At 71.9% G+C, this 13,592-nt stretch carries 14 protein-coding genes; 5 read left to right on the forward strand and 9 right to left on the reverse strand.

Features of this window, described 5'->3' with window-relative positions:
- Positions 1–26 precede the first annotated feature (26 nt).
- Positions 27–929, forward strand: coding sequence for an NmrA family NAD(P)-binding protein (locus tag AQJ27_RS05355; RefSeq protein ID WP_067362224.1), 903 nt, complete (start codon positions 27–29; stop codon positions 927–929).
- An 81-nt stretch (positions 930–1,010) separates the two neighbouring features.
- On the opposite strand, the gene AQJ27_RS05360 is transcribed toward AQJ27_RS05355, so the two are convergent.
- The 7 genes from AQJ27_RS05360 to AQJ27_RS05390 form a co-directional block, all read right to left on the reverse strand.
- Complete coding sequence (locus tag AQJ27_RS05360; RefSeq protein ID WP_067362857.1) at positions 1,011–1,562, reverse strand: GNAT family N-acetyltransferase; 552 nt, start codon at positions 1,560–1,562, stop codon at positions 1,011–1,013.
- Between the two features lie 38 nt (positions 1,563–1,600).
- On the reverse strand, positions 1,601–2,530 hold the full coding sequence (locus tag AQJ27_RS05365) for a S66 peptidase family protein (RefSeq protein WP_067362227.1): 930 nt from the start codon (positions 2,528–2,530) through the stop codon (positions 1,601–1,603).
- The gene (locus AQJ27_RS05370; protein ID WP_079064786.1) at positions 2,527–4,563 is read right to left on the reverse strand and encodes a prolyl oligopeptidase family serine peptidase; all 2,037 of its coding nucleotides are present in this window, start codon (positions 4,561–4,563) and stop codon (positions 2,527–2,529) included. The genes AQJ27_RS05365 and AQJ27_RS05370 overlap by 4 nt, the downstream gene beginning before the upstream one ends.
- Before the next feature lie 10 nt (positions 4,564–4,573).
- Entirely contained in the window at positions 4,574–5,920 is a 1,347-nt protein-coding gene (locus AQJ27_RS05375; protein WP_067362230.1) for a M20/M25/M40 family metallo-hydrolase, read from the reverse strand.
- Between the two features lie 10 nt (positions 5,921–5,930).
- Positions 5,931–6,764 carry a M55 family metallopeptidase gene (locus AQJ27_RS05380; protein ID WP_067362233.1) on the reverse strand — a complete coding sequence of 278 codons (834 nt, stop codon included), beginning with the start codon at positions 6,762–6,764 and terminating at the stop codon, positions 5,931–5,933.
- A gap of 325 nt (positions 6,765–7,089) precedes the next feature.
- Positions 7,090–7,341 carry a hypothetical protein gene (locus AQJ27_RS05385; RefSeq protein ID WP_235613373.1) on the reverse strand — a complete coding sequence of 84 codons (252 nt, stop codon included), beginning with the start codon at positions 7,339–7,341 and terminating at the stop codon, positions 7,090–7,092.
- Positions 7,342–7,887: 546 nt separating this feature from the next.
- Positions 7,888–8,283, reverse strand: a complete 396-nt coding sequence (locus AQJ27_RS05390; protein WP_067362236.1) for a helix-turn-helix domain-containing protein — start codon at positions 8,281–8,283, stop codon at positions 7,888–7,890.
- Positions 8,284–8,513: 230 nt separating this feature from the next.
- Between AQJ27_RS05390 and AQJ27_RS05395 the strand changes: the two genes are divergently transcribed.
- From AQJ27_RS05395 to AQJ27_RS05410, 4 genes are all read left to right on the forward strand, one after another.
- A complete protein-coding gene (locus AQJ27_RS05395) occupies positions 8,514–8,729 on the forward strand; it encodes a hypothetical protein (protein ID WP_254649600.1) in 216 nt (71 codons plus the stop codon).
- Positions 8,730–8,837: 108 nt separating this feature from the next.
- Entirely contained in the window at positions 8,838–9,056 is a 219-nt protein-coding gene (locus AQJ27_RS05400) for a hypothetical protein (RefSeq protein ID WP_054230284.1), read from the forward strand.
- A gap of 81 nt (positions 9,057–9,137) precedes the next feature.
- Entirely contained in the window at positions 9,138–11,051 is a 1,914-nt protein-coding gene (locus AQJ27_RS05405) for a zinc metalloprotease (protein WP_067362237.1), read from the forward strand.
- Positions 11,052–11,115: 64 nt separating this feature from the next.
- Entirely contained in the window at positions 11,116–11,814 is a 699-nt protein-coding gene (locus AQJ27_RS05410) for a hypothetical protein (RefSeq protein WP_235613372.1), read from the forward strand.
- Positions 11,815–11,882: 68 nt separating this feature from the next.
- Here the strand turns inward: AQJ27_RS05410 and AQJ27_RS05415 are convergent, their stop codons facing one another.
- Together AQJ27_RS05415 and AQJ27_RS58485 are read right to left on the reverse strand one after the other, a co-directional pair.
- A complete protein-coding gene (locus tag AQJ27_RS05415; RefSeq protein WP_067362243.1) occupies positions 11,883–12,611 on the reverse strand; it encodes a class I SAM-dependent methyltransferase in 729 nt (242 codons plus the stop codon).
- A 173-nt stretch (positions 12,612–12,784) separates the two neighbouring features.
- Positions 12,785–13,592: ATP-binding SpoIIE family protein phosphatase (locus tag AQJ27_RS58485; protein ID WP_244313865.1), on the reverse strand; the 808-nt coding region annotated here is incomplete at its 5' end.

The following is a 13,592-nucleotide window of genomic DNA, read 5'->3' on the forward strand; positions in this document are numbered from 1 at the left end:
TCCCTCACTCCGAAGGAGATCGACCGATGCTTGCCAACAACCTTGTTCTCATCGCCGGCGCCGGTGGCGTGGGCCGCACGGTCCTCGAGCAACTGCGCGCACAGGGCGTACCGGTGCGCGTGATGGTCCGCCGCGACGACGATCGTGCCGCCGGACCGCGCGCACTCGGCGCGGAGGTCGTCGTCGGCGACCTGACCCGGCCCGAGACCGTCGCCGCCGCGCTGGAGGGTGTCGGGCGGATGTACTTCGCGATGCCCGTGTCGCCGGACCACCTGCTGGCGGCAACCGTGGTGGCCTCCGTCGCGAGGGAGGCCGGAAAGCTGGACGCCCTGGTCGGGCTGTCCCAGATGACGGTGTCGCAGATGACCGCCACCAGCACCGAGGAGTCGCACCAGCAGCGGCTGCACTGGCTGGCGGAGCAGGTACTGAACTGGTCCGGCCTGCCCGTGGTGCACATCCGGCCGACGTCGTTCCTGGACACTCCGCTGTTCACCTCGCTGGCGGCGCGGTCGATCCGGGAGAACGGCACGCTCGCGCTGCCGTTCGGTGCCGGGCGCACGTCGCCGGTCGCCGTGGAGGACGTCGCCCGGGTGGTCGCCACCGTGCTCCGCGACCCGGCTCCGCACGTCGGGCAGGTCTACGAACTGACCGGACCCCGCTCGGTCGACATGAAGGAGCTGGCCGGGGAGTTCTCGCGGGCGCTGGGACGACCGGTGACCTACGTGGACGTGCCCCCGGAGAAGTGGGAGGCCGAACTCCCGAAGCTGGGGATGCCGCCGCACCTCGAACAGCACGTCGCCGTCATGGGCCGACTGCACCGTGAGAACCGCTACGACCGCACCGCAGACGGCGTCGAGCGGGTGACGGGCGTACCCGCCCAGACGATCGAGGCGTTCGTGGCCGCCCGCAGGGACTTCTACCTGGGCTGAGCCGCCTCCCGGCCAAGGCCGGCCCGGGGCGACCGCGGTCGCGGGGCCGACCTGGCCCTCTTGACCGTGTCCGCCCGAGGTTCAGCTCGAAGGGAGCATCTCCGAGGTGATCGCCCATCGCTCGTGGTCGCGCCACGCCCCGTCGAGGTAGATGAAGTCCGGCGAGAACCCCTCGAGCCGGAATCCGCAGCGCCGTGCGAGGGCGATCGAGGCCGCGTTGCGGGGCTGGACGTTGATCTCCAGGCGGTGCAGCCCCATCGCCCCGAAGGCGTACCGGACCACGAGCCCGAGCCCCTCGGCCATCAGTCCGCGCCCCGTGGCGTGTGCGAAGGCGCCGTAGCCCAGCGCCCCGCACAGGAAGCCGCCTTCGACGATGTTGTTGATGTTGATGAAGCCGGCGATCGCCCCGTTGTCCCGTTCGCAGACCAGGAACCCGGCCTTCGTACGGTCCTCGATGAGCCGCCCCGCATAGGCGGCGTAGGCGTCGACGCTGCGGGGCGGGAAGAGCCAGGGCTGGTGCAGCGCCTTGCTCTCCCGGGCCCGTGCGGTGAACTCGGCACCGTCCTCGTAGGTGAAGTGCCGGATGCCGACGCGGGGGCCCTCGGCAAGATAGGCGGAGGCGTTCTCAGGCATCCCGACACAGTACGCGACGGCGACCCTCACGACAGGACCTAGGTGAGCGCCGGCTCCTCCAGCGTCAGGGTCCCCGCGTCCGCGTCGAGTTCGGCCCGTACCCCGAAGGGAATCGTCAACGCGCCCTCGCCGTGCCCGAATCCGAACTCCTCGACGACCGGCACCCCGAGCCCGCCGAGCCGGTCGGTGAGCAGCGTCCGCACGCGCTCGTACGGCGAGCAGCGCGCCCAGGAGCCGAGCAGGATCCCGCTGACCCCGTCCAGCCAGCCGGCCCGCAGGAGTTGGGTGAGCACCCGGTCCAGGCGGTACGTCTCCTCGCCCACGTCCTCCAGGCACAGCAGGCCGCCGCGCGCGGAGGTCCGCACGTGCGGGGTGCCCAGGTCGGCGGCGAGCATGCTCAGGCATCCGCCGAGAAGGACGCCCGAGGCGCGGCCGGGCACGAGCGGTGCCGCGTCCCCGCCGGACTCGATCACCCGTACCGTCTCCGGTTCGAAGAGCGTCGCCCGCAGATGTTCCTGTGCCCGCGCGTTCTTGACGAAGTCGACGGCGGCGACCATCGGCCCGTGCAGCGTCGCCAGCCCCGCCCGGCCCGCGAACGCCTCGTGCAGTGCCGTGATGTCGCTGAAGCCGAGGAGCACCTTGGGCCCGGCGGCCCGTATCGCGTCCCAGTCGAGGAGGTCGACCATGCGCTGGACGCCGTAGCCGCCTCGGGCGCAGAGCACCGCGGCCACGTCCGGGTCGCACCAGGCGGCCTGGAAGTCGGCGGCCCGGTCGGCGTCGGTGCCCGCGAGGTAGCTGAACTCGGGGTGCCGGTCCAGGACATGTGGTGCCACGACGGGTTCGAGGTCCCAGCCGCGCAGGATGTCGAGGCCCGCGGCCAGCCGCTCCTCGACCACGGGCCCGCTGGGAGCGACGACGGCGACGCGGGCCCCGGGGGCGAGACGGGCGGGACGGGTCAGGGCTTTCACTGGGTGGACTCCACGATCGGTGGGACGGATCCCGTCGGCGCCGCGACGGGCTCTTGTGGGGCGGTGAGGTGCAGGGTCGGGATGCCGGGCGGACGCAGGCCGAAGACCTGGGAGTACAGGGAGAGTTCGGCCTCCAGGGCCCGCACCATGGAGTCGGCCCGCCGGAACCCGTGCCCCTCTCCCTCGAAGGTGAGGTAGGCGTGCGGTACGCGTCGCCCCGACGACCGGGCCAGCCTGGCCAGGAACCGTTCGCACTGCGCGGGCGGACAGATGACGTCGTCCAGGCCCTGGAGGAGGAGGAAGGGCGCGGTGATGCGGTCGGCGCGCTCGGTGGGCGAGCGTTCCACGTAGCGGCCCGGCACCTCGGCGATCGGCCCGATCAGCGTCTCCAGGTACTGCGACTCGAAGTCGTGGGTCTCCCCCGAGCCCCATTCGCCGAGGTCGAGGACCGGATAGAGGATCGTGCCGCAGGCGTAGACGTCGGTGCTGGTCAGGGAGGCCGCGGTGGTCCAGCCGCCCGCGCTGCCGCCGCGGATGGCGAGCCGGCGCCGGTCGGCGGTGCCCTCCTCGGCGAGGGCGAGCGCGACCGCCGCGCAGTCCTCGACGTCGACGACGCCCCACTGCTCGCGCAGCCGGTTGCGGTACTCCCGCCCGTGCCCCGCCGATCCCCCGTAGTTGACTTCGGCGACGCCGATGCCGCGCGAGGTGAAGTAGGCGATCTCCAGGTCGAGGACGAGGGGCGCGCGGCCGGTGGGTCCACCGTGCGCCCACACGACGTAGGGCGGCAGTTCGTCGCCGGGTGCCACGTGGTCGGGGTGGTGCGGCGGGTAGATGTGGGCGTGGACCTCGCGCCCGGCGGGGCCGGTGAAGGTGCGGATCTGCGGCTCCGGGTAGTGCGCGGGGTCCACCGGGTCGGCGTGGCCGGCGCCGATCACCCGGGCGCGGCCGGTGCGGGCGTCCAGTTCGACGACCTCGTACGCGCTGCGGGGACTGGCGGCGACGCCCACGATCCGGCTGCCGTGGACGGCGAGTGTCGGGGTGAACTCGGTCCAGGGGCCGGCCGCGTCGACGACCTCGCCGGTCTCCGGGTCCAGTATCCCGAGCGCGGTGGCGCCCCGGCCGTGCACGACGGCGACGAGTCCGCTCTCCAGCGGCGCGAACCAGCGGTACCCGATCTTCCACAGCGGCCCGCCGAACTCCTCCTCCCGGGGGCAGACGGGCGTGTCCTCCCCGAGCCGGTAGAGGTTCCACCAGCCGGTGCGGTCACTGGCGTACAGGAGGGTGCCGTCGGGGGTCCAGTCCGCCTGGGCGATCGACTCCTCCGGTCCGCCCGCGACGGGCCGCGCACCGTGCAGGGTGCCGTGCTCGGTGACGTCGGCGAGGATCAGTTCGGTGCCGTCCCAGGGCATGCGCGGGTGGTCCCAGGCGAGCCAGGCCGCCTGCGCGCCGTCGGGCGAGAGCCGGGGGCCTGTGACGAACCGGTGGCTGCCGTCGGTGAGTTCGCGCACCGCGTCGAGGTCCTGCGCCGCCGACCCGTCGAGCGGCACCGCGGCCACGACCCGTCGTACGTCGGTGGGTCCGTCCCCGGTGAACTCCTCCAGCACACACCACACTTCGCCCAGCTCTGGACGCAACCGCGGGTCCACCCAGCGCAGTCCGCCACCCACCGGGGACACGGGGGTCAACGGGCGGGGCCGCGCGTCCGGGGCATCGGGCTCGTAGGCGTAGAGCCGCTGGTCGGCGAAGTTCACGAACACCACGAACGGCCCCTCGGGGCGCATCTCGCCGGCCCAGGGCTGTCCGCCGTACTCGATGACCCGGCTGCGCACGTTCCAGGGGGCCGGCAGCACCGGCTCCTGCGTGCCGTCGACCTGTCGGCGTACGAGCGTGCGCCGTCCGCCCTCCGTGGGCCGGGGCTCGGTCCACCACGCCTCGTCGCCGACGAAGCCGACGAACTCGGGATGCCCGTCGTGCGCGGCGGCGAGCGCCGCGTCGATGGGCGAGGGCCACGATCCGTACGCCAGGTTCTGCATCCTGTCCTCTCTAGGCCGTGCGCAGAAAGCGGTCGAGGACGCGGACGCCGAAGTGCAGCGCCTCGACGGGAACGCGTTCGTCGACTCCGTGGAAGAGGGCCTGGTAGTCGAAGCCCTCGGGGAGCTTGAGCGGGGCGAAGCCGTAGCCGGTGATGCCCAGGCGCGAGAACTGCTTGGCGTCCGTACCGCCCGACATGCAGTACGGCACCACGTGCCCCTCCGGCGCGAACTCCTCGACGGCGGCACGCATCTTGGCGTACGTCGGCGAGTCCACCGGCGACTGGAGGGCCACTTCGTGGTGGTCGAACTCCCACTCCACGTCCGGTCCGGTGAGCCGGTCGAGGGTCGTGCGGAACTCCTCCTCGCCGCCCGGCAGATAGCGGCCGTCCACGTGGGCGACGGCCTCCCCCGGAATCACGTTGACCTTGTAACCGGCGCTGAGCATGGTCGGGTTGGCGCTGTTGCGGACCGTCGCCTCGACGAGCTTCGCGGCGGGCCCGAGCTTGTCGAGGAGCCCGTCGACGTCGTCCAGGTCGGCGTCGACTCCGTACAGCGTGGCGAGTTCGCTGAGGGCGGCGCTGACGGTCGGGGTGAGCCTGAGGGGCCACTCGTACGCGCCGATCCGGGCGATCGCCTCGGCCAGCCGGGTCACCGCGTTCGCCCGGTTCACCTTGGAGCCGTGCCCCGCCCGCCCGCGCGCGGTGAGCTTGAGCCAGCCGGTGCCGCGCTCCCCCGCCGCGATCGGGTACAGCTCCCGGCCCGCGCCGTCGTGGAAGGTGAACGCCCCGGACTCGCTGACGCCCTCGGTACAGCCCTCGAACAATTCCGGATGCCGGTCGGCGAGGAACCCGGAGCCGTCCTGCGCGCTGGCCTCCTCGTCGGCCGTGAACGCGATCACCAGGTCACGCCGGGGCCTGACGCCGAGGCGCGCCCACTGGCGTACGACCGCAAGGATCATCGCGTCCATGTTCTTCATGTCTACCGCGCCGCGGCCCCACACAACCCCGTCGCGGATCTCTCCGGAGAACGGGTGCACGCTCCAGTCGTCGGCCTGCGCGGGCACCACGTCGAGGTGACCGTGGACGAGCAGCGCGTCGGCGGACGGGTCGGTTCCTTCGATTCGGGCGACGACGTTCGTACGGCCCTTGGTGCGCTCCAGCAGTGCGGGTACGAGCCCCGCTTCGGCGAGGCGCGCGGCGGCGTACTCGGCGGCGGGGCGCTCCTGGCAGTCGCCGCCTCCCCGGTTGGTGGTGTCGAAGCGGATGAGATCGGAGGTGAACCGTACGACCTCGTCCAACGCCTGCTCGTCCACGGCCCGCTCATCCGTGGCCCGTTCGTCCACAGCCCACTCGTTCATGGCTCTCTGCTCAGCCATACTGCTCCTCCACCGCGGCCGAGACGATCGTGGTGACCGCCTTGAAGGTGCGAATCCCCTCGTACATGGTGTCGCTGGTGTACACCACCTTGCGCTCCCCGACGCGCCGCACGCCCGGCACGACGGTGGCCGCCATCGACAGGTGTTCAGCGTCGAATTCGAGCGCCACCGTGAACGGGCCTCCCACCAGCGGTTCTTGACGTACCGCCAGGGCTGCCGCCGCCTTGGCCGCGGCCCGGATGTCGGCGGCGGTCCTGGCCGGTGTACGGCAGACCGCCGTGTACCGCGACACATGGTCCTTGACGGCGACCTTCAGTGCCTCCGGCGCGTAGCCGAGCGCGTCCTCGCAGGTCAGGTCGTCGCCGGTGACGAGCACGACGGGCACCCCGTACTCGGCGACGACATGGGAGTTGAGCAGTCCCTCGCTGGCCCGTACGTCGTTCACCCACACGCCGGTGATCGAGTTGGGGAGGTAGGTGTGGGCGAGGACGCCCTCCGTGCCGGCGCCCGTGTGGTAGCCGACGAACGCGATCCCGTCGACGTCTCCGTGCTGGACGCCCTCCACCATGGACAGCGTCTTGTGGCGTCCGGTGATCATCTCGGCCCGGTCGTCGAGCTGCTCCAGCAACAGATTGCGCATGGACCAGTGGGCCTCGTTGATCAGTACCTCGTCGGCGCCGCCGTCGAAGAAGCCGAGGACGGCGGCGTTGACGTCCGAGGTGAACATCGGCCGGCAGCGCTCCCACTGCGGGCTCCCCGGCAACACGTCGGCAGGCCAGGTCACCCCGGTGGCGCCCTCCATGTCGGCGCTGATGAGGATCTTCACGACACACCCTTCCGGCACAGGTCAGCGGCTGTCTCCATGTCGTGTCACGTTACGTGGCGCCGCACGGCCGGGCCAGGAGGCCGCTCCCGGACGTCAGCACGCCGACCGGACCCGACCGCCCCGACCGGTCCCGTCAGGGTTTCACGGCGACGGCGCCGTGCTGCGGGAGGGCGGCGCCGGCGCCCGCGCGGTCACGGACGGTGATCGGCGGGTTCGCGTTCTCGTTCCAGAACCGCATGCCGCGACGTTTACACGGTCCGCGACCACCGCCTGGTCGACGGGGTGGTTGTCCCGGCCGCCGATCCAGGAGTTCCGGACGCCCGGATCAGTCCTCGTAGACGCTCAGCACGACACCGTCGAGTTCGATGCGGCGCGGGGTGCCGCCCTCGCCCCGGACGAGGGCGTCCAGGCAGCGCCGGAAGAGTTTCAGCTCCTCCTCGTCGAGGACGGCCGCGGCGAGGTCGAGGAGTTCGGTGAGTGCGCCCTCGGTCAGTATCTCGGGCAGCTCACCGGAGAGGAGGACGACGGACTCTCCCGTACTGCCCCGCACCACTGCGGTGGTGGGTCCTCCGTGCACGAACAGCACATGTCCCCCTGGGTGACACAGGGGTCGTGCGGCTCACGTGCCCCGAGCAGAATGAGAGACTAGCTGCGGATCTTGGGGGTTTCGGCCGTTCTGGATTCTTTTACCGGGAACCCGGGGAAGCGGAACCGGAGCACTCGGACGGGCGTCTTCGCCGTACGGCCCTTGACCGGGCCAAAGCCTCCGGGGCGCCTCCGAGGGAGCGACCGTACGGACCGAACCGAGGTCAACGTCCCTTTGACGAGGGGCTCCGACATCCGACGCAGACCCCCGCGGCGCCACCGCCGACCGAGTCCACCCGCCCCTGCGACGCCACACCGCCCCCCATCACCCGAATGCAAGCCGCCCTCGTAGACGCGGACGCCCGGCCACGCACCACCCACCGCGCGCGGCGCATCCCGTCGACCCCGGAGGCACGGGTGCCACCGCCCGCCACGTCGCGTCGACGAGGCCCGGCGGACACGAACCCGCACGCCCCACCCGACGCCGAACGACCCGGCGGGCCGGCCACTCGCGCCCGGCGTCGCGCCCCGGCAGGACCTAGCCGCGTCGTGCGTCGCGGCCCAGCAAGGACTCGACCAGGGCGGCGACATGGCGGCGGTCGTCGGCCGAGAGTTGCTGGACGCTGGCGATGAGCAGGTCGACCTCGGGGTCGGCGGGCGCGCCGGGCGCGCCTTCGGCGGGCGGGGCGTCGGCCGCGTAGACATGAATGCCGCACGCCTCCGCGGCGGCCCGCCGCACGGTGTCCAACGACAGTCCAAGCCCCTTGGACAGCCCTTCCAGCGTGCTGGGCTGGGGCATGCGCACCACCCGCTCGGCCGTGGCCAAGTGGTGGACGGTGGAGCGCGGAATGCCGCCCCGACGTGCCACCTCGCCGTAGGACCAGCCTTCGCGGTCGAGGCGATCTCTGATGATCTGCTGCAGTGCGTTGGCCACCGATGGTCACTTCCTGCTCGCCGCCGGGCGGAACTCTTCCAAGCGGGATCGATTCTACGGGGGGCTTCGCTCCGGCCCCAGAAGTCTTTCCCCGAACCGCTTGCGCGGCGAGCTCCGGGGCTACTACTGTCCAATCTCGTTGGACAGCACGTCCGACCAGATTGGACAGAGTTTGGGGGGAACCAGCCTGTGTCCGATCGGAAATGCCCATCCCTGAGGGGGAATTGATCATGATGGACAACCGTGAACTCGACACCGAGACCGCCGAGCTGCTGCCGGGTCGCGAGGCCCTCGGTCGGCTGAAGTTCAGCTTCGGCAAGACCGTCAACGTGACCAAGCACGTCGCCAACATCGACGCCTCCAACCAGTCGGCCGCCCTGAACGACCACTCCAGCTGGTCGGACGCGTCGTCGGGCGCCTCGCAGGCCATCAACGTCCACCAGTAGTCGGCACCGGAGGCTCGCCCGCCTCCGCGTCACCGGATGCTCGCCCGCATCCGCCGCTGTGCCATCACCACACCCGCATCAACGAACCACGTCCCGAAAGGACATCCCATGAGCATGGACATGAACGAGCTGCAGTCCGAGTCCGCCGAGCTGCTTCCCGGCCGCGAGGCCCTGGGCCGCCTGAAGTTCAGCTTCGGCCGCACCACCAACGTGACCAAGCACGTCGCCAACATCAGCGCCCACAACGAGTCGGCCGCTCTGAACGACCACTCCAGCTGGTCGGTGGCGGAGTCCAGCGCCAACCAGGCGATCAACGTCACGCAGTAACACCCGCCGCGCACAACGGCTGTTCGGCGGACCGCGCCCGGGGGCGGGCGCGGTCCGCCCTTGGGGGGGGAAGGACCAGAAATGACGGCACTGGGGGACGGGCCCGCGTTGCTGTACGACACCGGGTCGCCGGTGCCGGGACCGGGGGGAATCCCGGTCACCTACGAGCAGTTCGCCACGGGAAGCCTGCCGGTTGTCGGCGCCGGCGTCGAGGCACTGCCGGTGCCTCGACTGAGTTCCGGGCTCAAACTGCACGGGGAGTACCAGGGTTCGGGCTTCACCGAACCGAAGTACATCGCGCGCCGCGGAGACGGCCAGGTCGTGCAGCTGTCACGGCTGCTGTACCTGGTCGCCTCCGCGATCGACGGCGTGAACGACATCGAGACCATCTCGCACCGGGTCAGCGCCCGCTACGGCCGCGAGCTCAGCGCCGACAACGTGCGTTTCCTGGTCGAGGAGAAACTCGACCCGCTCGGCGTCACCGTGCCGGAGGGCAAGGAGGAGGACGAGGTCTCGGCGCCGCGCTCCGACCTGCTCCTCGCCCTCAAGGGGCACCGGATCATCTTCAACGAGCGCAGGTCGGGCCGGATCGCCCGCTCGCTGGCCTGGCTGCACCGCCCCACGGTGGTCGTGCTGATGCTCTCGGCGGCCGTGGCCATGGACGTCTGGCTGTTCGGCTTCTTCGGCGCGGTGGAACCCGTGCTCCAGGTCCTCGACCAGCCGGTCCTGATGCTCGTCGTGTTCGGGCTCACCGTGGCCTCGCTGGTCTTCCACGAGTTCGGCCACGCCTCGGCGTGCAGATACGGGGGCGCACGGCCGGGCTGCATCGGCTGCGGGCTCTTCCTCATCTGGCCGTCCATGTACACCGACGTGACGGACATCTACCGGATCGGCCGGGCCGGACGGCTCCGCACCGACCTGGGCGGGGTGTACTTCAACGTCGTCTTCATGCTCGGGATGGCGGGCGCGTACTTCGCGACCGGGCAGCAGTTCTTCCTGGCCACGGTCTATCTCGGGCACTTCGAGATCCTGGAGCAGCTGATGCCGGCCGTCCGGCTGGACGGCTACTACATCCTGGGCGACCTCGCCGGCGTCCCGGACCTCTACGGCAAGATCAAACCGATTCTGCTGAGCACGGTGCCGGGCCGGCGCGGCAAGGCGGCGCGCGCCGAGGTCGTCGGGCTCAAGAAGTCGTCCCGGACCATCATCACCACCTGGGTCCTGACCATGGTGCCGCTGCTGATCGGCGAGCTCGGGTACGCGCTGTGGAACCTGCCGCGGATCGTCGCGACGATGGTCCGCTCGCTCACCGACCAGGTCGTGGGAACCGGGGACGCCTTCGCGGGCGGTCAGATCGCCGCGGCCCTGATGGGCGTGATCGGCTGCTTCATGCTGCTGTGCCCGATGGCCGGCGTGGTCTATCTGTCGCTCAAAATGGGCGGCCGGGTCTTCCGCGCCGCGAAGCGGTCGACGGCGGACAAGCCCCGGCTGCGGGTGGCACTGTGCGCGCTGGCACTGCTGGGCCTCGGCTCGCTGAGCTACGCGTGGGTGTCCGGTGTGACACCCGAGCCGCTGCCGAAGCGTCCGCCGATCGCGCCGATCCTCCAGCCCGGCGTGTCCACGGCCGAGCCGCCCGCCAGGCCCGCGACCGCGCCCCAGCCGCACACGTCACCGTCCGACACCTCGGCGGCCCTGCCGTCCGGGTCCGCGTCCTCCGGCTCCACGGCCGCCACCGCGCCGAGCGCGTCGGCCTCGCCCAGCGCGGACGCCTCCGCCTCCACGTCACCCGGCGCCTCCCCGTCCACGAAGCCGACCACACCGGCCGGCGGTCCGGGCACGACGGGTTCCGTCTCGGCCGGTCCGCCCGCGGGTCCGTCCGAGCCGCCCGGCCCGTCGCCGTCCGTCTCGTCGTCCGCGCCGGCGCCCTCGACGGATCCGCCGACGCCGACCGAATCCGTCAGCGCGACCGGCCCACCGAGCCCGGCCACCCCGTGACCGCCCTCGGCGATCACCGCCCGGTGGCCGTCGTCCCGCCGAACCACGACCGCAGGAGACCCATGTGAGTATCCATCCCAACACGCACCGCAAGCCTCGCCCAGCCGGCCGGGGCCTCTCCCAACGAGCCATGCGCATAGGCCTGTTCGCGGCCGGCGCGGCCGGTATCGCCGCGGCGGTCCCGGCCCAGGCCGCCACCGCCGCGGCGGGCTCGGTCGCCCGCCACGCCGTCGCGGAGGACCACACCTTCAGTCACGCCGACCGGGCGCATCCGACCCAGGTCAAGGACTCCTTCACCGTGCGGCAGCTCGGTACGGCGAAGGCGGTGGGTGTACGCAACCAGGCGGGCGCGGTCTCCGTCGGCTGCTCGGTCGACGCGCACTGCCGGTCGGTCGCGCTGTCCTTCCAGATCGTCACGCTGGCGGGCCAGAACACCCACCTGAACGCGGTGAACCTCAGCGACGCGACCAACGAGCACTGCGACGGCTGCCAAACCCTCGCCGGCGCCTACCAGTTCGTGGTGTCCACCGCCCGTCCGTTCACCCTGGACGCCACCGCGCAGCGCAAGCTCGCCGACATCCACCGCAGGCTGGACGACCTGACCCGGTCCAAGATCCCGGCGGCCGACCTCAAGACGCAGGCCGACTCGCTGGCCGCGGAGGTCACCGCCGTCCTGCACGACGCGGTGGCAGGCGCACCGAAGGCTCCGGACGCGCCCGCCGTCGCGGTCCACCGTCACCTGGACGGCTGGCCCGGCCACTGACCCAACGGCCACCATGAAGGGGTACGGCGTCACCGACCGGCAGGTGACGCCGTACCCGTGCGTCCGGCTCAGTCGGCCGTGCGTCCTGCCACCAGCCACTTCGACGGCAGCTCGATCCGCGCGCCCTCGGGCGTGAACTCGGTGGTCACGAGGGGGAGTTCACCGCTCGCGAGGACGGTGAGGCCCGCCGCGCGGAGGTAGTCGGGGACCGCGTCGTCGGACACCTCGCCGGGCGCGATGCCGTGCCGGAAGATGGGGGCCAGCTTGGGCGGCGGTCCCTCGGAGCTCCGGGCCAGGCCCATCAGGACCGGCCGGGCGGCTTCGGAGAGTTCGACGAGAAAGGCCCGGCCGCGCTCCCCCACCAGGGTGGCGAGGGCGTCCACCAGCGGCTGGCGGTCGTCCGGCTCGCACTGGTGGAGCACGCCCCGCATATAGACGTTGGCGTCACCCAGCTCCGCGTGCAGGGTCTGCGCCTCGGTCTTCTCGGCCGCGTCGAGCAGCCGGTACGTCGCCTGGCCCGCCGGATCGGCGAGGCGGGCGTGTTCGAGAGCGGCGGCCGAGAGGTCGGCGCCGACCACATGCCGGAAGCGGTCGGCCAGGAAGCGGGTCTGGGTGCCGTTGCCGCAGCCCAGGTCCACGACCGGCAGATCGTGAGCCGACAGGTACGGCTCGAAGAGGGCGAGGTGGACGCCCGCGGTCAGTGCGGGATCCGCGTCCCAGAAGACGGCTCCCTGTTCGTCGGGGGCCTCGCGCCAGAAGCCCTCCCAGGCCTCCCTGTACCGATGTGTCACGCTCATGCCCGCTCCCCAGGTCGCCACCGCGGCCCGCCGTGGATGACGGGCGGGATCGGTCTATCGCGCCGGGCGTGCGTCGACAAGCGTGCGGCGCATTCCTGCACGGTTCATTTCGATCCGTGCACGCCGGTACGCGCCCCCCCGGGGGGGCAGTGCCCGGGGGTCAGCGTCTCGGGTCAGCGTCTCGGCAGGGTCAGTTCGAACCAGACGGTCTTGCCGGTGCTGGTGCGGCTCGTGCCCCACTCGCGGGCCAGCGTGCTGACGATACGCAGACCGCGGCCGAACTCGTCGCCGGGGCTCGCGCTGAGCAGCGTCGGCAGGGTGTGGTCGTCGTCGGCCACCTCGCACAGCAGGGTGTCGCCGCGTACGAGCCGCAGTTCGATCCGGCGGCTGTGCGTGTGCCGTACGGCGTTGGTCACCAGCTCGCTGACCATCGACTCGGCCGGGTCGGCCAGCCGGGCCAGGCCCCAGTCGTGGAGCTGTTCGCGGACCACGGAGCGGGCCCGGCGGGCCTCGACCGGGTCGAGCGAGAGCCGCCACTCGGCGACGTCCTCGGGTTCGATGCCGTTGAGCCGGGCCATCAGCAGCGCCACGTCGTCCTTGCGGCCGCCACGGGTGTTGAGGGCACGGATGATCGTGTCGCAGGCGTCGTCCATGGACGCGGCCGGGTGGGCGGCGGACTCGCAGAGCGTGGCGAGGCCGACGCCGATGTCCTCGCCGCGCACCTCGACCAGGCCGTCGGTGCACATCACGAGCCGGTCGCCGGGCGCCACCGGCACGCGTACCGCCTCGAAGGGCACGCCGCCGACCCCGATGGGCGCTCCGGTCGGCAGGTCGAGCAGTTCGCTGCGGCCGTCCCCGGCACGGACCAGGACGGGCGGGATGTGGCCCGCGTTGGCGATGTGCAGCTCGCCGGCGATGGGGTCGTAGACCGCGTACAGACAGGTCGCGAGGTAGTGCTCGCCGAGCCGCTGGGCCAGATCG

The organism is Streptomyces olivochromogenes, from assembly GCF_001514115.1.
In the GTDB taxonomy this organism is placed as follows: Bacteria; Actinomycetota; Actinomycetes; order Streptomycetales; family Streptomycetaceae; genus Streptomyces; species Streptomyces olivochromogenes.

Coding starts and splice junctions, on each gene's coding strand:
- AQJ27_RS05355 (WP_067362224.1), top strand. CDS start 27: ATGCTTGCCAACAACCTTGTTCTCATCGCCGGCGCCGGTGGCGTGGGC.
- AQJ27_RS05360 (WP_067362857.1), bottom strand. CDS start 1,562: ATGCCTGAGAACGCCTCCGCCTATCTTGCCGAGGGCCCCCGCGTCGGC.
- AQJ27_RS05370 (WP_079064786.1), bottom strand. CDS start 4,563: ATGCAGAACCTGGCGTACGGATCGTGGCCCTCGCCCATCGACGCGGCG.
- AQJ27_RS05375 (WP_067362230.1), bottom strand. CDS start 5,920: ATGAACGAGTGGGCTGTGGACGAACGGGCCACGGATGAGCGGGCCGTG.
- AQJ27_RS05395 (WP_254649600.1), top strand. CDS start 8,514: ATGATGGACAACCGTGAACTCGACACCGAGACCGCCGAGCTGCTGCCG.
- AQJ27_RS05400 (WP_054230284.1), top strand. CDS start 8,838: ATGAGCATGGACATGAACGAGCTGCAGTCCGAGTCCGCCGAGCTGCTT.
- AQJ27_RS05405 (WP_067362237.1), top strand. CDS start 9,138: ATGACGGCACTGGGGGACGGGCCCGCGTTGCTGTACGACACCGGGTCG.
- AQJ27_RS05415 (WP_067362243.1), bottom strand. CDS start 12,611: ATGAGCGTGACACATCGGTACAGGGAGGCCTGGGAGGGCTTCTGGCGC.